General features: G+C 72.9%; 14 protein-coding genes. 3 read left to right on the forward strand and 11 right to left on the reverse strand.

Annotated features, from left to right (window positions below):
* Nucleotides 1-120: 120 nt before the first annotated feature.
* Complete coding sequence (locus ACFXGA_RS18370) at nt 121-1509, reverse strand: class II 3-deoxy-7-phosphoheptulonate synthase (RefSeq protein ID WP_378089327.1); 1389 nt, start codon at nt 1507-1509, stop codon at nt 121-123.
* 63 nt (nt 1510-1572) lie between these two features.
* On the opposite strand from ACFXGA_RS18370, the gene ACFXGA_RS18375 reads away from it, so the two are divergent.
* Nucleotides 1573-2592: a DUF2891 domain-containing protein gene (locus ACFXGA_RS18375; protein ID WP_378089329.1), complete on the forward strand. Its 1020-nt coding sequence runs from the start codon at nt 1573-1575 to the stop codon at nt 2590-2592.
* 248 nt (nt 2593-2840) lie between these two features.
* Here ACFXGA_RS18375 and ACFXGA_RS18380 read toward each other — a convergent pair whose 3' ends face one another.
* The 3 genes from ACFXGA_RS18380 to ACFXGA_RS18390 all read right to left on the reverse strand — a co-directional run bounded on the left by ACFXGA_RS18380 (nt 2841) and on the right by ACFXGA_RS18390 (nt 5214).
* Nucleotides 2841-3866 (reverse strand): 6-phosphofructokinase, encoded by a 1026-nt coding sequence (locus tag ACFXGA_RS18380; RefSeq protein ID WP_378089331.1) that lies wholly within the window; start codon nt 3864-3866, stop codon nt 2841-2843.
* Between the two features lie 80 nt (nt 3867-3946).
* Nucleotides 3947-4459: a polyadenylate-specific 3'-exoribonuclease AS gene (locus tag ACFXGA_RS18385; protein ID WP_378089333.1), complete on the reverse strand. Its 513-nt coding sequence runs from the start codon at nt 4457-4459 to the stop codon at nt 3947-3949.
* Nucleotides 4460-4482: 23 nt separating this feature from the next.
* Nucleotides 4483-5214, reverse strand: a complete 732-nt coding sequence (locus tag ACFXGA_RS18390; protein ID WP_378089335.1) for a lysophospholipid acyltransferase family protein — start codon at nt 5212-5214, stop codon at nt 4483-4485.
* 200 nt (nt 5215-5414) lie between these two features.
* Between ACFXGA_RS18390 and ACFXGA_RS18395 the strand changes: the two genes are divergently transcribed.
* Entirely contained in the window at nt 5415-5885 is a 471-nt protein-coding gene (locus ACFXGA_RS18395) for a hypothetical protein (RefSeq protein WP_378089337.1), read from the forward strand.
* A 271-nt stretch (nt 5886-6156) separates the two neighbouring features.
* Here the strand turns inward: ACFXGA_RS18395 and ACFXGA_RS18400 are convergent, their stop codons facing one another.
* From ACFXGA_RS18400 to ACFXGA_RS18430, 7 genes are read right to left on the reverse strand one after another with little or no spacing between them, the layout of a single operon-like run.
* Nucleotides 6157-7089, reverse strand: a complete 933-nt coding sequence (locus tag ACFXGA_RS18400) for an anti-sigma factor RsbA family regulatory protein (protein ID WP_378089339.1) — start codon at nt 7087-7089, stop codon at nt 6157-6159.
* 55 nt (nt 7090-7144) lie between these two features.
* Nucleotides 7145-8116: an ROK family glucokinase gene (locus ACFXGA_RS18405; RefSeq protein ID WP_378089341.1), complete on the reverse strand. Its 972-nt coding sequence runs from the start codon at nt 8114-8116 to the stop codon at nt 7145-7147.
* Complete coding sequence (locus ACFXGA_RS18410) at nt 8110-8499, reverse strand: hypothetical protein (protein WP_378089343.1); 390 nt, start codon at nt 8497-8499, stop codon at nt 8110-8112. The genes ACFXGA_RS18405 and ACFXGA_RS18410 overlap by 7 nt, the downstream gene beginning before the upstream one ends.
* On the reverse strand, nt 8496-9689 hold the full coding sequence (locus tag ACFXGA_RS18415) for an ArsA family ATPase (RefSeq protein WP_378089344.1): 1194 nt from the start codon (nt 9687-9689) through the stop codon (nt 8496-8498). The genes ACFXGA_RS18410 and ACFXGA_RS18415 overlap by 4 nt, the downstream gene beginning before the upstream one ends.
* Nucleotides 9686-10135 carry an SRPBCC family protein gene (locus tag ACFXGA_RS18420; RefSeq protein WP_378089346.1) on the reverse strand — a complete coding sequence of 150 codons (450 nt, stop codon included), beginning with the start codon at nt 10133-10135 and terminating at the stop codon, nt 9686-9688. The genes ACFXGA_RS18415 and ACFXGA_RS18420 overlap by 4 nt, the downstream gene beginning before the upstream one ends.
* 27 nt (nt 10136-10162) lie before the next feature.
* Nucleotides 10163-10951: a metallophosphoesterase gene (locus ACFXGA_RS18425; RefSeq protein ID WP_378089348.1), complete on the reverse strand. Its 789-nt coding sequence runs from the start codon at nt 10949-10951 to the stop codon at nt 10163-10165.
* Nucleotides 10952-10962: 11 nt separating this feature from the next.
* Nucleotides 10963-11343, reverse strand: a complete 381-nt coding sequence (locus ACFXGA_RS18430; RefSeq protein WP_378089350.1) for a polyketide cyclase / dehydrase and lipid transport — start codon at nt 11341-11343, stop codon at nt 10963-10965.
* A gap of 111 nt (nt 11344-11454) precedes the next feature.
* Between ACFXGA_RS18430 and ACFXGA_RS18435 the strand changes: the two genes are divergently transcribed.
* Nucleotides 11455-13263: an AMP-dependent synthetase/ligase gene (locus ACFXGA_RS18435; protein WP_378089352.1), complete on the forward strand. Its 1809-nt coding sequence runs from the start codon at nt 11455-11457 to the stop codon at nt 13261-13263.
* Nucleotides 13264-13412: the final 149 nt, after the last annotated feature.

Genomic DNA, 13412 nt, shown 5'->3' on the forward strand with positions numbered 1-13412 from the left:
ACCACACCCCCACACCCCCACAACCCCGATATGTGTTGTTTTGGGGGGGGCTGTTTTTTTTTACCCCCCCCCCCCCCCCCCCCCGGGGGGGGGGGGCCCACGTCGTCGATCGGGTCCGGGTCAGCTGCGCAGCATCTCCGCGACCAGGAACGCCAGCTCCAGCGACTGCTGCGTGTTGAGCCGCGGGTCGCAGGCGGTCTCGTAGCGGCCCGCCAGGTCGAGGTCGGAGATCTCCTGCGCGCCGCCCAGGCACTCGGTGACGTCCTCGCCGGTCAGCTCGATGTGGATGCCGCCGGGGTGGGTGCCCAGCCGCCGGTGCACCTCGAAGAAGCCCTGCACCTCGTCCACGATCCGGTCGAAGTGCCGGGTCTTGTAGCCGGTGGACGACTCGTGCGTGTTGCCGTGCATCGGGTCGCACTGCCAGATGACCTGGTGGCCGGAGGCGGTGACCTTCTCCACGATCGGGGGCAGCACGTCGCGCACCTTGCCGTTGCCCATGCGGCTGATCAGCGTCAACCGGCCGGGCTGGTTGTGCGGGTCGAGCCGCTCGACGTACTCGACGGCCATCTCCGGCGTGGTCGACGGGCCGATCTTCAACCCGATCGGGTTGGACAGCAGCTCGGCGAACGCGATGTGCGCGCCGTCGAGCTGCCGGGTGCGCTCGCCGATCCACAGGAAGTGCGACGACAGGTCGTACAGCCTGGGCTGGTCGCCGCTCGTGTCCAGGCGCAGCAGGGCCCGCTCGTAGTCGAGCAGCAGCGCCTCGTGCGAGGCGAAGATCTCGGTCGTGTGCAGCGACGCGTCGTTCACGCCGCACGCCGACATGAACCGCAGGCCGCGGTCGATCTCGCCGGCCAGGGCCTCGTACCGCTCGCCGGCGGGCGACTGGCGGACGAAGTCCTTGTTCCAGTCGTGCAGCCGGTGCAGGTCGGCCATGCCGGCCGTGGTCATGGCCCGCAGCAGGTTCATCGCCGCGCCCGCGTTGGCGTAGGCGCGGATCATCCGGGACGGGTCCGGCACACGGGCCTCGGGCGTCGCGACCAGCGAGTTCACGATGTCGCCGCGGTAGGACGGCAGGCCGAGCGCGTCGATGCCCGACGAGCGCGGCTTGGCGTACTGGCCCGCGATGCGGCCGATCTTCACCACCGGCAGGCTCGCGCCGTAGGTGAGCACGACGGCCATCTGCAGCAGGGTCCGGACGTTCGCGCGGATGTGCGGCTCGGTGTTGTCCGCGAACGTCTCCGCGCAGTCGCCGCCCTGCAGCAGGAACGCCTCGCCGCGGGCGACCTCGGCCAGGTTGTCGCGCAGCCGGTCGATCTCGGCCGGCACGGTGATCGGCGGCACGCTCTCGAGCACGGTCCGCACCTTGCGCACCTGCTCGGCGTCGGGCCACTCCGGCTGCTGCGCGGCCGGGCGGCTCAACGCGTCGTCCAGGCGGTCGCGCAGCTCGGGTGGCAGGGGCGGAAGCTCGGGAAGCGTGTCCACGGGCACGTCCACGGTCCAGTTCACACGTTAAAGATAGCTGCCCACATGGAGAGACGGACGCGGGTCCACGTGTGCATGATGTGGACCATGCCGGACACCCGATTGGACGATGACACGGCGGCCAGGCTCCTGCGGACCGCGGTGGACAACCTCCGGCGGGACTACCCGGCGCACTGGTCGCACGTGGTGACCGGCGACGCGGACCTGGTGCCGCAGCGGGTGCTGCACCCGATCTTCGCCGGGTCGTTCGACTGGCACTCGTGCGTGCATCAGACCTGGTTGGCGGTCCGCCTGCTGCGCCTGCGGCCCGGGATCGAGGGCGCGGACGACGCCCGCCGGGCGCTGGACTCGCTGATCACCGAGGAGCACGCCCGGGTCGAGGCGGCGTTCTTCGACGGGCCCAACGGGGGCTTCTGGGAGCGCCCGTACGGGTGGGCGTGGCTGCTGGTGCTCGATGCGGAACTCCGCACCTGGGACGCGCCGTGGGCGACGGCGCTGCGGCCGTTGAGCGCGGTGCTGCGTGACCGGTATCTCGCCAAGGTGGCGGGCGCGCGGCTGCCGGTCCGGACCGGCACGCACGGCAACACGGCGTTCGCGACCGGGCTGGTGCTCGACGCGGCACGGGCCGTGGGCGACGAGGAGCTGGCCGGGGCGTGCGCGGAGGCGGCGTTGCGGTGGCACCGGGAGGACGCCGGCTACGGCGGGTTCGAGCCGGACGCGGCGGACTTCCTCTCGCCCGCGCTGACCGAGGCCGACCTGGTGCGGCGGGTGCTGCCGGCCGGGGCGTTCACCGCCTGGTTCGAGGCGTTCCTGCCGAACCTGGAGGACGCGCGCTGGAAGGTGCTGCGCGAGCCGGTGCCCGTGGACGACCCCGCCGACCCCCACGGCTCGCACCTGGTGGGCCTCGCGCTGTCGCGGGCCTGGCAGTGGCGCGCCGTCGCCGACGCGCTGCCCGCCGGGCACCGCTACGCCGACCTGGCCCGCACCGCCGCCGACGTGCACCGGGAGGCCGGTCTGGGGCACGTGTTCGGGCACGGCTACTACGCCGAGCACTGGCTGGGCACCTTCGCCGCCTACCTGCACCTGGGCGCGTTCACCAACCGCTGACCACCCGCGTGCCCGGCTCGTCCCGCTCCACCGGCCGCCTCCCCCGGCCCCGCCCCGCTCCACCGGCCGCCTCGCCCGGCCTCGCCCGCTGCCACCGGTCGCCTCCCCGCCCCGGTTCGCCGGCCGCCTCGCCCGGCCCCGCCCCGCTCCACCGATGACCGGCCACTTCCCACCGCCCCGCCTCCGACGCGAAGCGCCCCCGGACCGAACCGGTCCGGGGGCGCTCGTCGATCCGGCGCGCGGCGGGATCAGCCGAAGAAGACCTCGGCCTCCTCGTAGCGCTCCAGCGGGACGGTCTTCAGCTCCGCGGTCGCCTCGGACAGCTTGACCCGGACGATGTCGGTGCCGCGCAGCGCGACCATGACGCCGAAGTCGCCCTCGGCGACCGCGTCCACGGCGTGCAGGCCGAACCGGGTGGCGAGCACGCGGTCGTAGGCGGTCGGGATGCCGCCGCGCTGCACGTGGCCCAGCACGACCGCGCGGGACTCCTTGCCGGTCCGCTCGGCGATCTCCTCGGCCAGCCAGGTGCCGATGCCGCCCAGCCGGACGTGGCCGAACGCGTCCTTCTCGCCGGAGTGCAGCACCTCCGCGCCGCCCTCGGGCATCGCGCCCTCGGCCACGACGATGATCGGGGCGAACTGGCGCTCGAAGCGCCGCTCCACCCACTCCACGACCTTGTCGACGCTGAACTTCCGCTCGGGGACGAGGATCACGTTCGCGCCGCCGGCCAGGCCGGAGTGCAGCGCGATCCAGCCCGCGTGGCGGCCCATGACCTCGACCACCAGCGCGCGGTGGTGCGACTCGGCGGTCGTGCGCAGCCGGTCGATCGCCTCGGTGGCGATGTGCACGGCGGTGTCGAAGCCGAAGGTGTAGTCGGTCGCGCCCAGGTCGTTGTCGATGGTCTTCGGCACGCCCACGACGCCGATGCCGTCGTCGGTGAGCCGCTTGGCGACGCCGAGGGTGTCCTCGCCGCCGATCGCGATCAGCGCGTCGACCTTGTTCGCCGCGAGCGTCTCGCGGATGCGGTCGACACCGCCGTCGATCTTGTACGGGTTGGTGCGCGACGAGCCGAGGATGGTGCCACCCCTGGTGAGGATGTCCTCCACGTCGTCGAGGCCGATCGGCTTGGTCAGGTTCTCGACCGGCCCCTGCCACCCGTTGCGGAAGCCCACGATCTCCCAGCCGTGGGTCTCGATGCCCTTGCGGACCACACCGCGGATGACCGCGTTGAGGCCGGGGCAGTCGCCACCGCCGGTGAGCACACCAATGCGCATTTGCTTAGCCAATCTCTTCTCGTGGCGAGGGTCACCCAAGACTGACACGCCCTGGATCGGTGCAGCAAGCGAGGGTCCACCTACCGGACCGCGAAACCCCGCCGCAGCCGTTCGGTCTCGATCACCTTCCACCGCGCGAGGTTGTGCCGCGCGTCGGCCAGCGCGTCGTGCGCGTCCGCGGGGGCCTGCGGCAGGCGGGGTTTGCCCACGTCCTCCCAGCGCTGGCGCAGGTCGCGGGTGAACCGGGGCAGGCAGCGCGGCAGCGCGGGCATCGGGCCCCACAGCTGCGCCAGCGCCACGTGGTCGTAGGCCGCGAACCACGCCCACAGCTCGATGTCGTCCCGGTTGGCCTTGGGGCCGCCGAGGAAGTCCAGCAGGTCGGCGCGGATCCGCTCCCGGCTGCGCCAGGCCCGGTCGGCGGGCGGCGGCAGCTGGTTCAGCACGTTCGCGCGCACCCACGGACCGGCCTTGGCCGGGTCGAACTCGGTGGAGACGGCGTAGAACTCGCGGCCTTCCTCGTCGACCACCCCGATGGAGACGAGGTCGATGGTGACCCCGTCCTCGATGAACTCACAGTCGTAGAAGAACCGCACCCCGTCAGCCTAGGGGGTCTCGGTCAGCTCGCCTTCGCCTCGGGCAGCCGGTCCGCCTCAGGCGGCTGCCCGCCGTCGCCCTGCGCCTCCTTGGCCTTGGCCGCGTAGACGTCGACGTACTCCTGCCCGGACAGCTCCATCAGGGCGTACATGATCTCGTCGGTGATGGACCGCAGCACGAACCGGTCACCGGACAGGCCCGCGTACCGGGAGAAGTCCAGCGGCTTGCCGATCTTGATCCGGATCGGGTACGGCCGCCACATCTTCGAGCCGATGGGGTTGGCCTTGTCCGTGCCGAACATCGCGACCGGGATGACCGGCGCGCCGGACTCCAGCGCGATCCACGCGACGCCGACCTTGCCCTTGTAGAGGCGGCCGTCGGGCGACCGGGTGCCCTCGGGGTAGATGCCGAGCAGCTTGCCCTCGCGCACGATCCGCACGCCGGTGTCGAGCGCGCCCTGGGCCGCCGACGCGCTGGACCGGTCGATCGGCACCTGGCCGACGCCGGAGAAGAACCAGCGCTGGAGCCTGCCCTTCAGGCCCTTGCCCGTGAAGTACTCGATCTTGGCCGGGAAGGTGACCCGCCGCGACAGCTTCAGCGGGAGGAAGAACGAGTCGGAGACCGCGAGGTGGTTGCTCGCCAGGATGGCCCCGCCCTCCTTGGGGATGTTCTCCGCGCCCTCGATGATCCGCGGTCGGAAGAACAGCTTCAGGAGCGGCCCGAGAAAGATGTGTTTCATCAACCAGTAGAGCACCGCTGGGAGCGCCTCCTCGACGTGCTTGATCCCCGCCGTCAGCCTACGGATCCGATGGCGCAAGACACAACGAAGACCCGCGCGGAAGCGGTACGGTCCCAAGGTCCACCGGCTGCCGTAACCCGCAACACAGCGGCGTCGTGCGACGATGGCACTGGCAGAGGATTGGCCTTCACGACCCGGAGGGCTGGAGCACGCCGATGAACTCCCGACGCGACTCGACCGACGGCCCGGAGGGCGTGGACGCGGCCTTCGCCGAGATCGTGGCGGGTCTGGAACGCGAAGGCGTGGGCAGGCAGAGCTGGCCCGACGCGGTCGAGCCGGACGACGCCGACGAGGCGGAGCCCGCGCGTCCCGTGCGCCCCGAGGGCCAACCCGCCGTCGCCACGGCCGACGACGACCCGGACTCGTACCCCGACGACCCGGACGACCACTACGTGCCGCCGGACCCGCCGCCGCTGCCCGCGTTGCGGCCGGGCACGATCGCGGCGCTGGTGCTGATCCTGCTGGGCGTGGTGGTGCTGCTGTTCCCGGGCCTGTTCGGCCTGACCGGCGCGGTGGGCACGCCGTTGGCCCTGGTCGTGATGTGCGCCGGCGCGGCGTGGCTGATCCTGCGCATGCGCAACACCCCACCACCGGACTCGGGCTGGGACGACGGCGCCGTCCTCTAACCCCCGCGCGTGTCCTACCTCCAGAACGCGCGTGTCCTACGTTCGCGTCACGCGTGTCCTACGTTCGGGTCGCGTGAGTCCTACGTTCGCGTCGCGTGAGTCCTACGTTCAGAACACCCGAGTTCAACACTCACGACGTCCACGGCCGGGCGGCTGCGTGTCCTGAGCGTTGAACTCGGGGTGCCTGAACGTAGGACTCACGCGTTCTGAACGTAGGACTCACGCGTTCTGGAGGTAGGACACGCGCGTTCGGAACGTAGGACACGCGGGGTTAGGAGCCGATCAGCAGGCGGATCGTGTAGCCCTCGGGGTCGCGGGTCATGATCACGTCGCGGCACGTCCGGTGGGTCAGCCACAGGCCCACGCCGGCCGTGGTGGTGCGGTCGGTCGGCACCAGGCCCGCCAACGGCGACGACGGCCCCTCACCCCGGTCCGTCACGGCCACCAGCACGTGCGACGGCCCCGCCCACGCCCGCAGCCGCACGGGCGGCCGCCCGTGGCACTGCGCGTTGGTCACGGCCTCGCTCGCCGCGTACACGATGTCGTCCACCTCGTCGTGGCTCAGCCGCGCCACGCCGCACGCCGCCGTCACCGCCCGCCGCGCCTCGGCGGGCGTGGGGTCGGTCAGCTCGACCGCGGGCAGCCCGGCCTCGAACGCCGTCGGCCCGGCCGTAGGCAACGCCCACGACGTGCGGAAACGCGGGTTCGCCAGGTGCGACCCGTCCGTCCCGGCCACGTGCGGGTGCGTGCGCGCCACGTCCGCCAGCACCCGGGCCGGCGTGGTCCGCAGGTCGTACGGGCACAGCCCCCACAGCGGGAACTCGTCGAACACGTCGTTCACCGCCGCCTCGTACCGCGACCACCAGTCCCACGACGCGCCGACGCCGGGGTGCGGCACGTCGCCCACCACCCGGATCTGCGTCACGCCCGCGTACTCCGCGAACAGCTTCCGGTACGCCACGATGGCCTCGGTGGGCCGGTCGTACTGGTCGGCGCCGGCCAGGAACACGACGCCGGACGGGTCGGCCACCGCCTCGCGGACCAGGCGCTCGTTGTCCGGCCGGCACGCCACGACCACCGGCTCGCCCGCCGCCACGCCGTCGTCCACGAACGGCAGCACGATCGACCTGAAGTCGTCGTCGCTGGCGTAGAAGGCGGTTTCGTGGAAGTAGCCGACGTGCCCGGTTGCCGCGCCGGTCCTCATCGGGGCTCCACGGCGCCGGAGGTGCGCATCCCGCGATGCTACGCGTTGCGGAAGGTCAACGGTGACGGCCGTTGCGCGCTGTGCGCTCGGCCACGTCCCGGGCCAGGGTCGCCACGCCCACGATCCCCGCGTCGTCGCCGAGCTGGGCGGTCCGGATGCGGGCCAACGGCCGGTGCCCGGCGCCGGTCACCACGGCCGCGTAGCGCTCCCGGGCGTCGTCCAGGAACAACGGCGCGGACTCCGACACGCCACCGCCGATCACCACGACCTCGGGGTCGTACACGTCGGCGACCAGCGCCAACCCCTCCCCCAGCCACCGCGCCAGGTCCGCCATCGCGCGTTGCGCCAGCGGGTCGCCGTCACGCGCCGCGCCCGCCACCCGACGCCCCGTCACCGCCCGCGAGTCGCCCAGCGCCTCCCGCGCCAGCACGGTCGACTGGCCGGGGTAGCGGGCCAGCAGCTCGACCGCCGTGGTGCTCAGCGCCGTGCCGCTGCAGTACCGCTCCCAGCACCCGCTCTTGCCGCACGGGCACGGCCGGCCGTCCGGCACGAGCCGCAGGTGGCCCAGCTCCGGGGCCACGCCGTGCGCGCCGCGGAACACCCGGCCGTCGATCAGCAGCGCGCCGCCGATCCCGGTGCCGATGGCGACCAGCGCGGCGATCCGCGCGCCCCGCGCCGCGCCGAACCGGTGCTCGCCCAGCGCGGCCGCGTTCGCGTCGTGCTCCAGCACCACGGGCATGCCGACGCGTCGGGAGATCCGCTCGGCCACCGGGGCCTGCCGCCACGCCAGGTGCGGCGCGAACCGCACGGTCCGCCGGTCGGAGGCCACGAACCCGGCCACGGCCAGGCCGACGGCCGCGACGCGGTGCCGGGCCGCCAGCTCGGCCACGGCCGTGCCGATGGCCTCCTCCAGCGCCTCCTCGCCGCTGGGCGTCGCCGCGCGGGCCGTGTCGAGCACCGCGCCGTCGCCGTCGACCACCCCCGCCCGGACGCTCGTCCCGCCGACGTCGACGCCGACAGTCAGCACTGCGACCGCCGCACCACGGGTATGTGCTGCACCCTGGGCTTCGCGGGTCTGCCGGGCTCGCCGTCCACCCCGGACGTGCCCGGATCGGACGTTCCCGCACCCGCGGTTCCCGTGCCGGCGGACGGACCCGGCGCGGGCTCGGCCAGCGCCGCCCGCAGCACCGCGATCAGCCCGGCGACGTGCTCGGCGGCCTTCGCGGCCAGCTCCGACCGGTCGCCGCGGGCCAGCGCCACCGCGTTGCACAACGGGCACCAGCCGCACGTCCTGGTGTCGTGGTCGCCCTCGGCGGCGGCCACCCGGTGCAGCCACGGCTGCGCCCGCTCGGCGGCCGCGTCGAGCAGCAGGCGCAGTTCCTCGGCGAGCTTCGGGTCCACGTGCCTCACCGCATCCACAGCTCGGGGTCGGGGGCGAACCGCACCGCCAACCCGGTGTCGTCCAGCTCCGCGCCGGTCACCAGGCAGCGCCTGAGCAGCGACGGCAGCGCGACGAGCCGGCGCCTGCCGTCCACGGTGACGGCCAGGTCGTCGCCCACCCGCGCCAGGTCCAGCGACGAGTCGCCGACCGGCAGCGCGAGGCGCAGCGTGTACTCCAGCTCGCCGGTCCGCTCGACCGACAGCAGCGGTTCGTCGGCGGCGTCGCCGGCCAGCGGGTCGCGCCCCTCGTAGAGGCCCTTGGCGAGGTCCAGCAACGCGGCCGTGCCGACGGGCTCGGCGGCCCGGTGCCCCACCGCGGCGACCGGCCCGAGGTCGGCCAGCCCGGCCAGCACGGCGTCCTGCTCGGCCCGGCGGGTGCGCAGCCACGCGGCCGCCGGTCCGGGGTCGTCGCCGGGGTCGGGCACGACCCGGTTGGCCACCACGCCGTCGACCCGGATGCCCTGGAGCGCGAGCGCCGTCACGGTCCGCCTGGTCTCCGCCGCGACCACCCGCTCGGGGGTCAGCACGAGCCGCACGCTGGTCGCGGGCGAGGTCAGCAGGTCGCGCAGCTGCGCCAGGTCCTCCGCGAGCCGGCCCAGCGCGTCGGCGGTCGCGTCCCACCGCTCGACCGAGCCGCTGCCGGCGACGCCGGCCAGCAGCCCGCGCACCACCCGGCGGTGGGTGGGGAAGAGCCGTTCCAGGTAGGACGCGAACGCCTCGGGCAGCGCGAGCAGGCGCAGCGTCTCGGCGGTCGGGCCGCAGTCCACGACCACGACGTCCCACGGCCCGCCGCTCGCCAGCCGCCGCACCTCCGACAGCGCCAGCAGCTCCTCGACGCCGGGCAGGACGGTCAGCTCCTCGGCGTCCAGCTCGTCCACGCCCGCGCCGGCGAGCACGGTCCGCAGGTGGCCGCGCAGGTCGCGCCAGGCGTCGTCGACGAGCGCGCGCGGATCGACCTGGGCCGCGTGCAGACCGCCCTCGACCTCGGTCGGGTGCGCGGGCAGCGGCACGCCGAACGCGTCACCGAGCGAGTGCGCGGGATCGGTGGACACGACCAGCGCCTTGCGGCCACCGGCGGCGAGCGCGGTGGCGGTGGCGGCGGCCAAGGTCGTCTTGCCGACCCCGCCCTTGCCCGTGAAGAGCAGCAGTCGGGCGCTCATCCAGCGTTGTCCACCCGGTTTTCCACCCGTCGCTTCAGCTCCTTGAGCGCGGTGTCCATGATCATCTTCTCGGCCTTGCGGCGGAACAGGCCGATCATGGGCACGACGAGCTGCACCGACAGGGTGTAGGTGACCTCGGTCGAGCCGCCCCGCGGCGACAGCGCGTAGCTGCCCTCCTGCGACTTCTGCATCTGGCCCCGGACCAGGTGCCACGAGATCCGGCTCGGCGACCACTCGTCGTAGGCGAGCACGTACTCGTCCTTGATCGGACCCTGGTCGATGTTGAACTTGACCTGGGTCGCGCGGCCGTCCGCCCCGGTCTCCAGCACCTCGGCGCGCTTCACCCCGTTGGCCCACTCGGGGTAGGCGTCGAAGTCGGCGATGACCGCCGCGATCTCCTCGGGCGTCGCGTCGATGACGATGGACTGGGTGGACTCGTCGGCCATGCCGGGGAGGCTACCCGGTGGTTCGGCTCACCAGCGCAACACGTGGGGCGTGCCGGTGCGCTGGAAGTGGCCGACGTTGACGCACTCCGTCCAGCCGACCCGCACCCGGCGCGCCATCGGCTGGTGCACGTGCCCGAACACCGACCAGCGGGGCCGGTCGCGCTCGATCACCTTCAGCAACGACGTGGAACCCAGCTCGGGGCGGCGGGCGACCACGTCGTAGGTCAGCTCGGCCACCGCGGGCGGCACGTGCGTGCACAGCACGTCCACCTCGCCCAGGCCGGCCAGCGCCGCGCCGAACTCCTCCTCCGTGCGCAGGTAGGGCCGCCACGGACCCCGTCTGTTCGGCACGTGGCCGGGGTGCAGCAGCGCGCCGCCCGCGAAGCCGAACCGCAGGCCGCCGATCTCGGCCACCTGCCCGTCCAGCACGTGCACGCCGTCGCGGGCGAACAGCGGCCACAGCTCGGGGCTGTCCACGTTGCCCGGCGTGGCGTAGGTGGGCGCGCTCATCACCGCGAACAGCGCGGTGTACTGCTCCATGATCGCCTCTTGGACGACGTCCGCGGCGTTGTCCAGGCTCTCCCACAGCGACCGCATGTAGCGGACCGTCTCCGGCCCGAACCGGCCGCGCCGCAGCCGGGCGAACACCTCGACCTTCTCCGCGCCGAACACCCGGCCGAGGATCCCCTTGCCGTGGTCGTAGTAGTCGACGAAGTCGACCAGGTCGCCGAGCACGACCAGCGCGTCCGCGCCGTCGCCCGCGCGGGCCAGCGCCTCCGCGTTGCCGTGGACATCCGAGACGACGTGAACCCGCACGAGTCCCAAATCTACGGCAGCGGCGGCGCCACCCCGGGGGCCCGGCCGGCTTCCAAGATCATTTTTAGGCCGAGCGACACCTCCTTGGCGGCCAACTGGCGTCGGCGGACCTCGCGCCGCACCCGCCGGTCGGACGCACCGGCCGGCAAGTCGGCACGCAGGAAGTAATGCAGCAGGGTGCCGTCCAGGACCGGCTCCAGCCACACCTCCATCGTTCCGACGAGCGCGCCGCCGACCGTCCAGCGCAACCCCTCAGTGCCCCGATCGGCGTATACCTCGAGGGTGAGGTCCGGCCAGAACCGCGCCCACGCGGCGGGCGGCGCGAAGGCGGCCGCGACCACCGCGGGCGGCACTGCGAGGAAGGTCTCGTCCACGACGTCGACACTGGGCACGGGAGGGAAGAGTGCCACGACACGATTACGGAACCAGGGGCCGGCCTGGTGTATCGCCGGAATCACAGGCTAGGTTTCCCCACCGGTAACAAACAACGTCCGGAGGTCGACGTGCGCGAGTTCAGCGTCCCCGCCACCGCCACTGTGGCTGCCGAGGAGAACCTCACCGACATGGTGTGGGCGAACGCGGAGCGCTTCGGCAACGCCGTCAGCTTCCGCCGTCGCGTGGACGGGACATGGGTCGACGTCACCGCCCGCGACTTCGCCGCGCAGGTCCTCGCGGTCGCCAAGGGTCTGGTCGCGGCGGGGCTCCAGCCCGGCGAGCGGGTGGGCCTGATGTCCAAGACCCGCTACGAGTGGACGCTGCTGGACTTCGCCATCTGGCACGCGGGCGGCGTCGTGGTGCCGATCTACGAGACCTCCTCGGCCGAGCAGGTCGAGTGGATCCTGTCCGACTCCTCGGCCAAGGCCGTGTTCGTGGAGACCTCCGAGCACCGCGCCACGGTCGACTCCGTCGTGGCGGGCCTGCCCGAGGTCCGGCACGTGTGGCAGATCGACGGTCCGTCCGGCGACGCGGCGGGCGCGATCGACGAGCTGACCGCGCTGGGCGCGTCGGTGTCCGACGACGACGCGCGCGCCCGGCGCAAGACGGTCGGCGCGGACGACACGGCGACCATCGTCTACACCTCCGGCACCACCGGCCGCCCCAAGGGCTGCGAGCTGACCCACCGCAACCTGCTGTCCGAGGTGCGCGGCGGGATCACCGCGTTCCCGCAGCTCATGCAGGCCGGCAACTCGCTGCTGGTGTTCCTGCCGCTGGCGCACATCCTGGCCCGCGCGCTGTCGGTGTGCGGCGTCTACACGCGGGTCACCATGGGCCACACCGCCGACGTGAAGAACCTGGTGGACGACCTCCAGTCGTTCCGCCCCACGTTCGTGGTGGCCGTGCCGCGCGTGTTCGAGAAGGTCTACAACGGCGCGAAGCAGAAGGCGCACGCGGCGGGCAAGGGCAAGATCTTCGACGCGGCCGAGGCGACCGCGGTGGCCTACAGCCAGGCGCTGGACGCGGGCGGCCCGGGGCTCGGGCTCAAGCTCAAGCACGCGCTGTTCGCCAAGCTCGTCTACAGCAAGCTCCAGGCGGCGCTGGGCGGCCGGTGCACCAACGCGGTGTCGGGCGGCGCGCCGCTCGGCGAGCGGCTGGCGCACTTCTTCCGCGGCATCGGCGTGCCCGTGCTGGAGGGCTACGGCCTCACCGAGACCAGCGCCGCGGCCTGCGTGAACACCGCGGCGGCGTTCCGGGTGGGCACGGTCGGCCGGCCGGTCGTCGGCACCGCGATCCGCATCGCCGAGGACGGCGAGATCCTGATCAAGGGCGACATCGTGTTCCGCAGCTACTGGAACAACGAGCAGGCCACGTCGGAGGCGCTGGAGGACGGCTGGTTCCACACCGGTGACCTGGGCGAACTCGACGACGACGGCTTCCTGAAGATCACCGGCCGCAAGAAGGAGATCATCGTCACGGCCGGGGGCAAGAACGTCTCGCCCGCCGTGCTGGAGGACCGCCTGCGCGCCCACCCGCTGATCAGCCAGTGCATGGTGGTCGGCGACGCGCAGCCGTTCATCGGCGCGCTGATCACCATCGACCCCGAGTTCTTCCCCGCCTGGAAGGAGCAGAACGGCAAGCCGGCGTCGGCGACGGTGGCGGAGCTGGTCGAGGACGAGACCCTGCGCGGCGAGATCCAGGCCGCCGTGGACGAGGCCAACCAGGCGGTGTCCAAGGCGGAGGCGATCAAGAAGTTCCGCATCCTGCCGGTCGACTTCACCGAGGCGGGCGGCGAGATGACCCCCAGCCTGAAACTCCGCCGCGCCGTCGTGGCGAGCACCTACAAGCAGGACATCGAAGCCATCTACACGAGCTGACCCCACCCCACCCGCGGCCTCGCCGCCGTCTGCGGAGCAGCGGCAATTGAGCACAGACGAGTGGCGCGCGCCCCCCCCCCCGCGGGCCCCCCCCCCCCCCCACAATCCCTCGCACACAGCGTCGACCCCATCCTCTAGTTTTTTAACGC

Origin of the sequence: Actinosynnema sp. NPDC059335, from assembly GCF_042752395.1 — a bacterium.
Classification (GTDB): Bacteria; Actinomycetota; Actinomycetes; order Mycobacteriales; family Pseudonocardiaceae; genus Actinosynnema.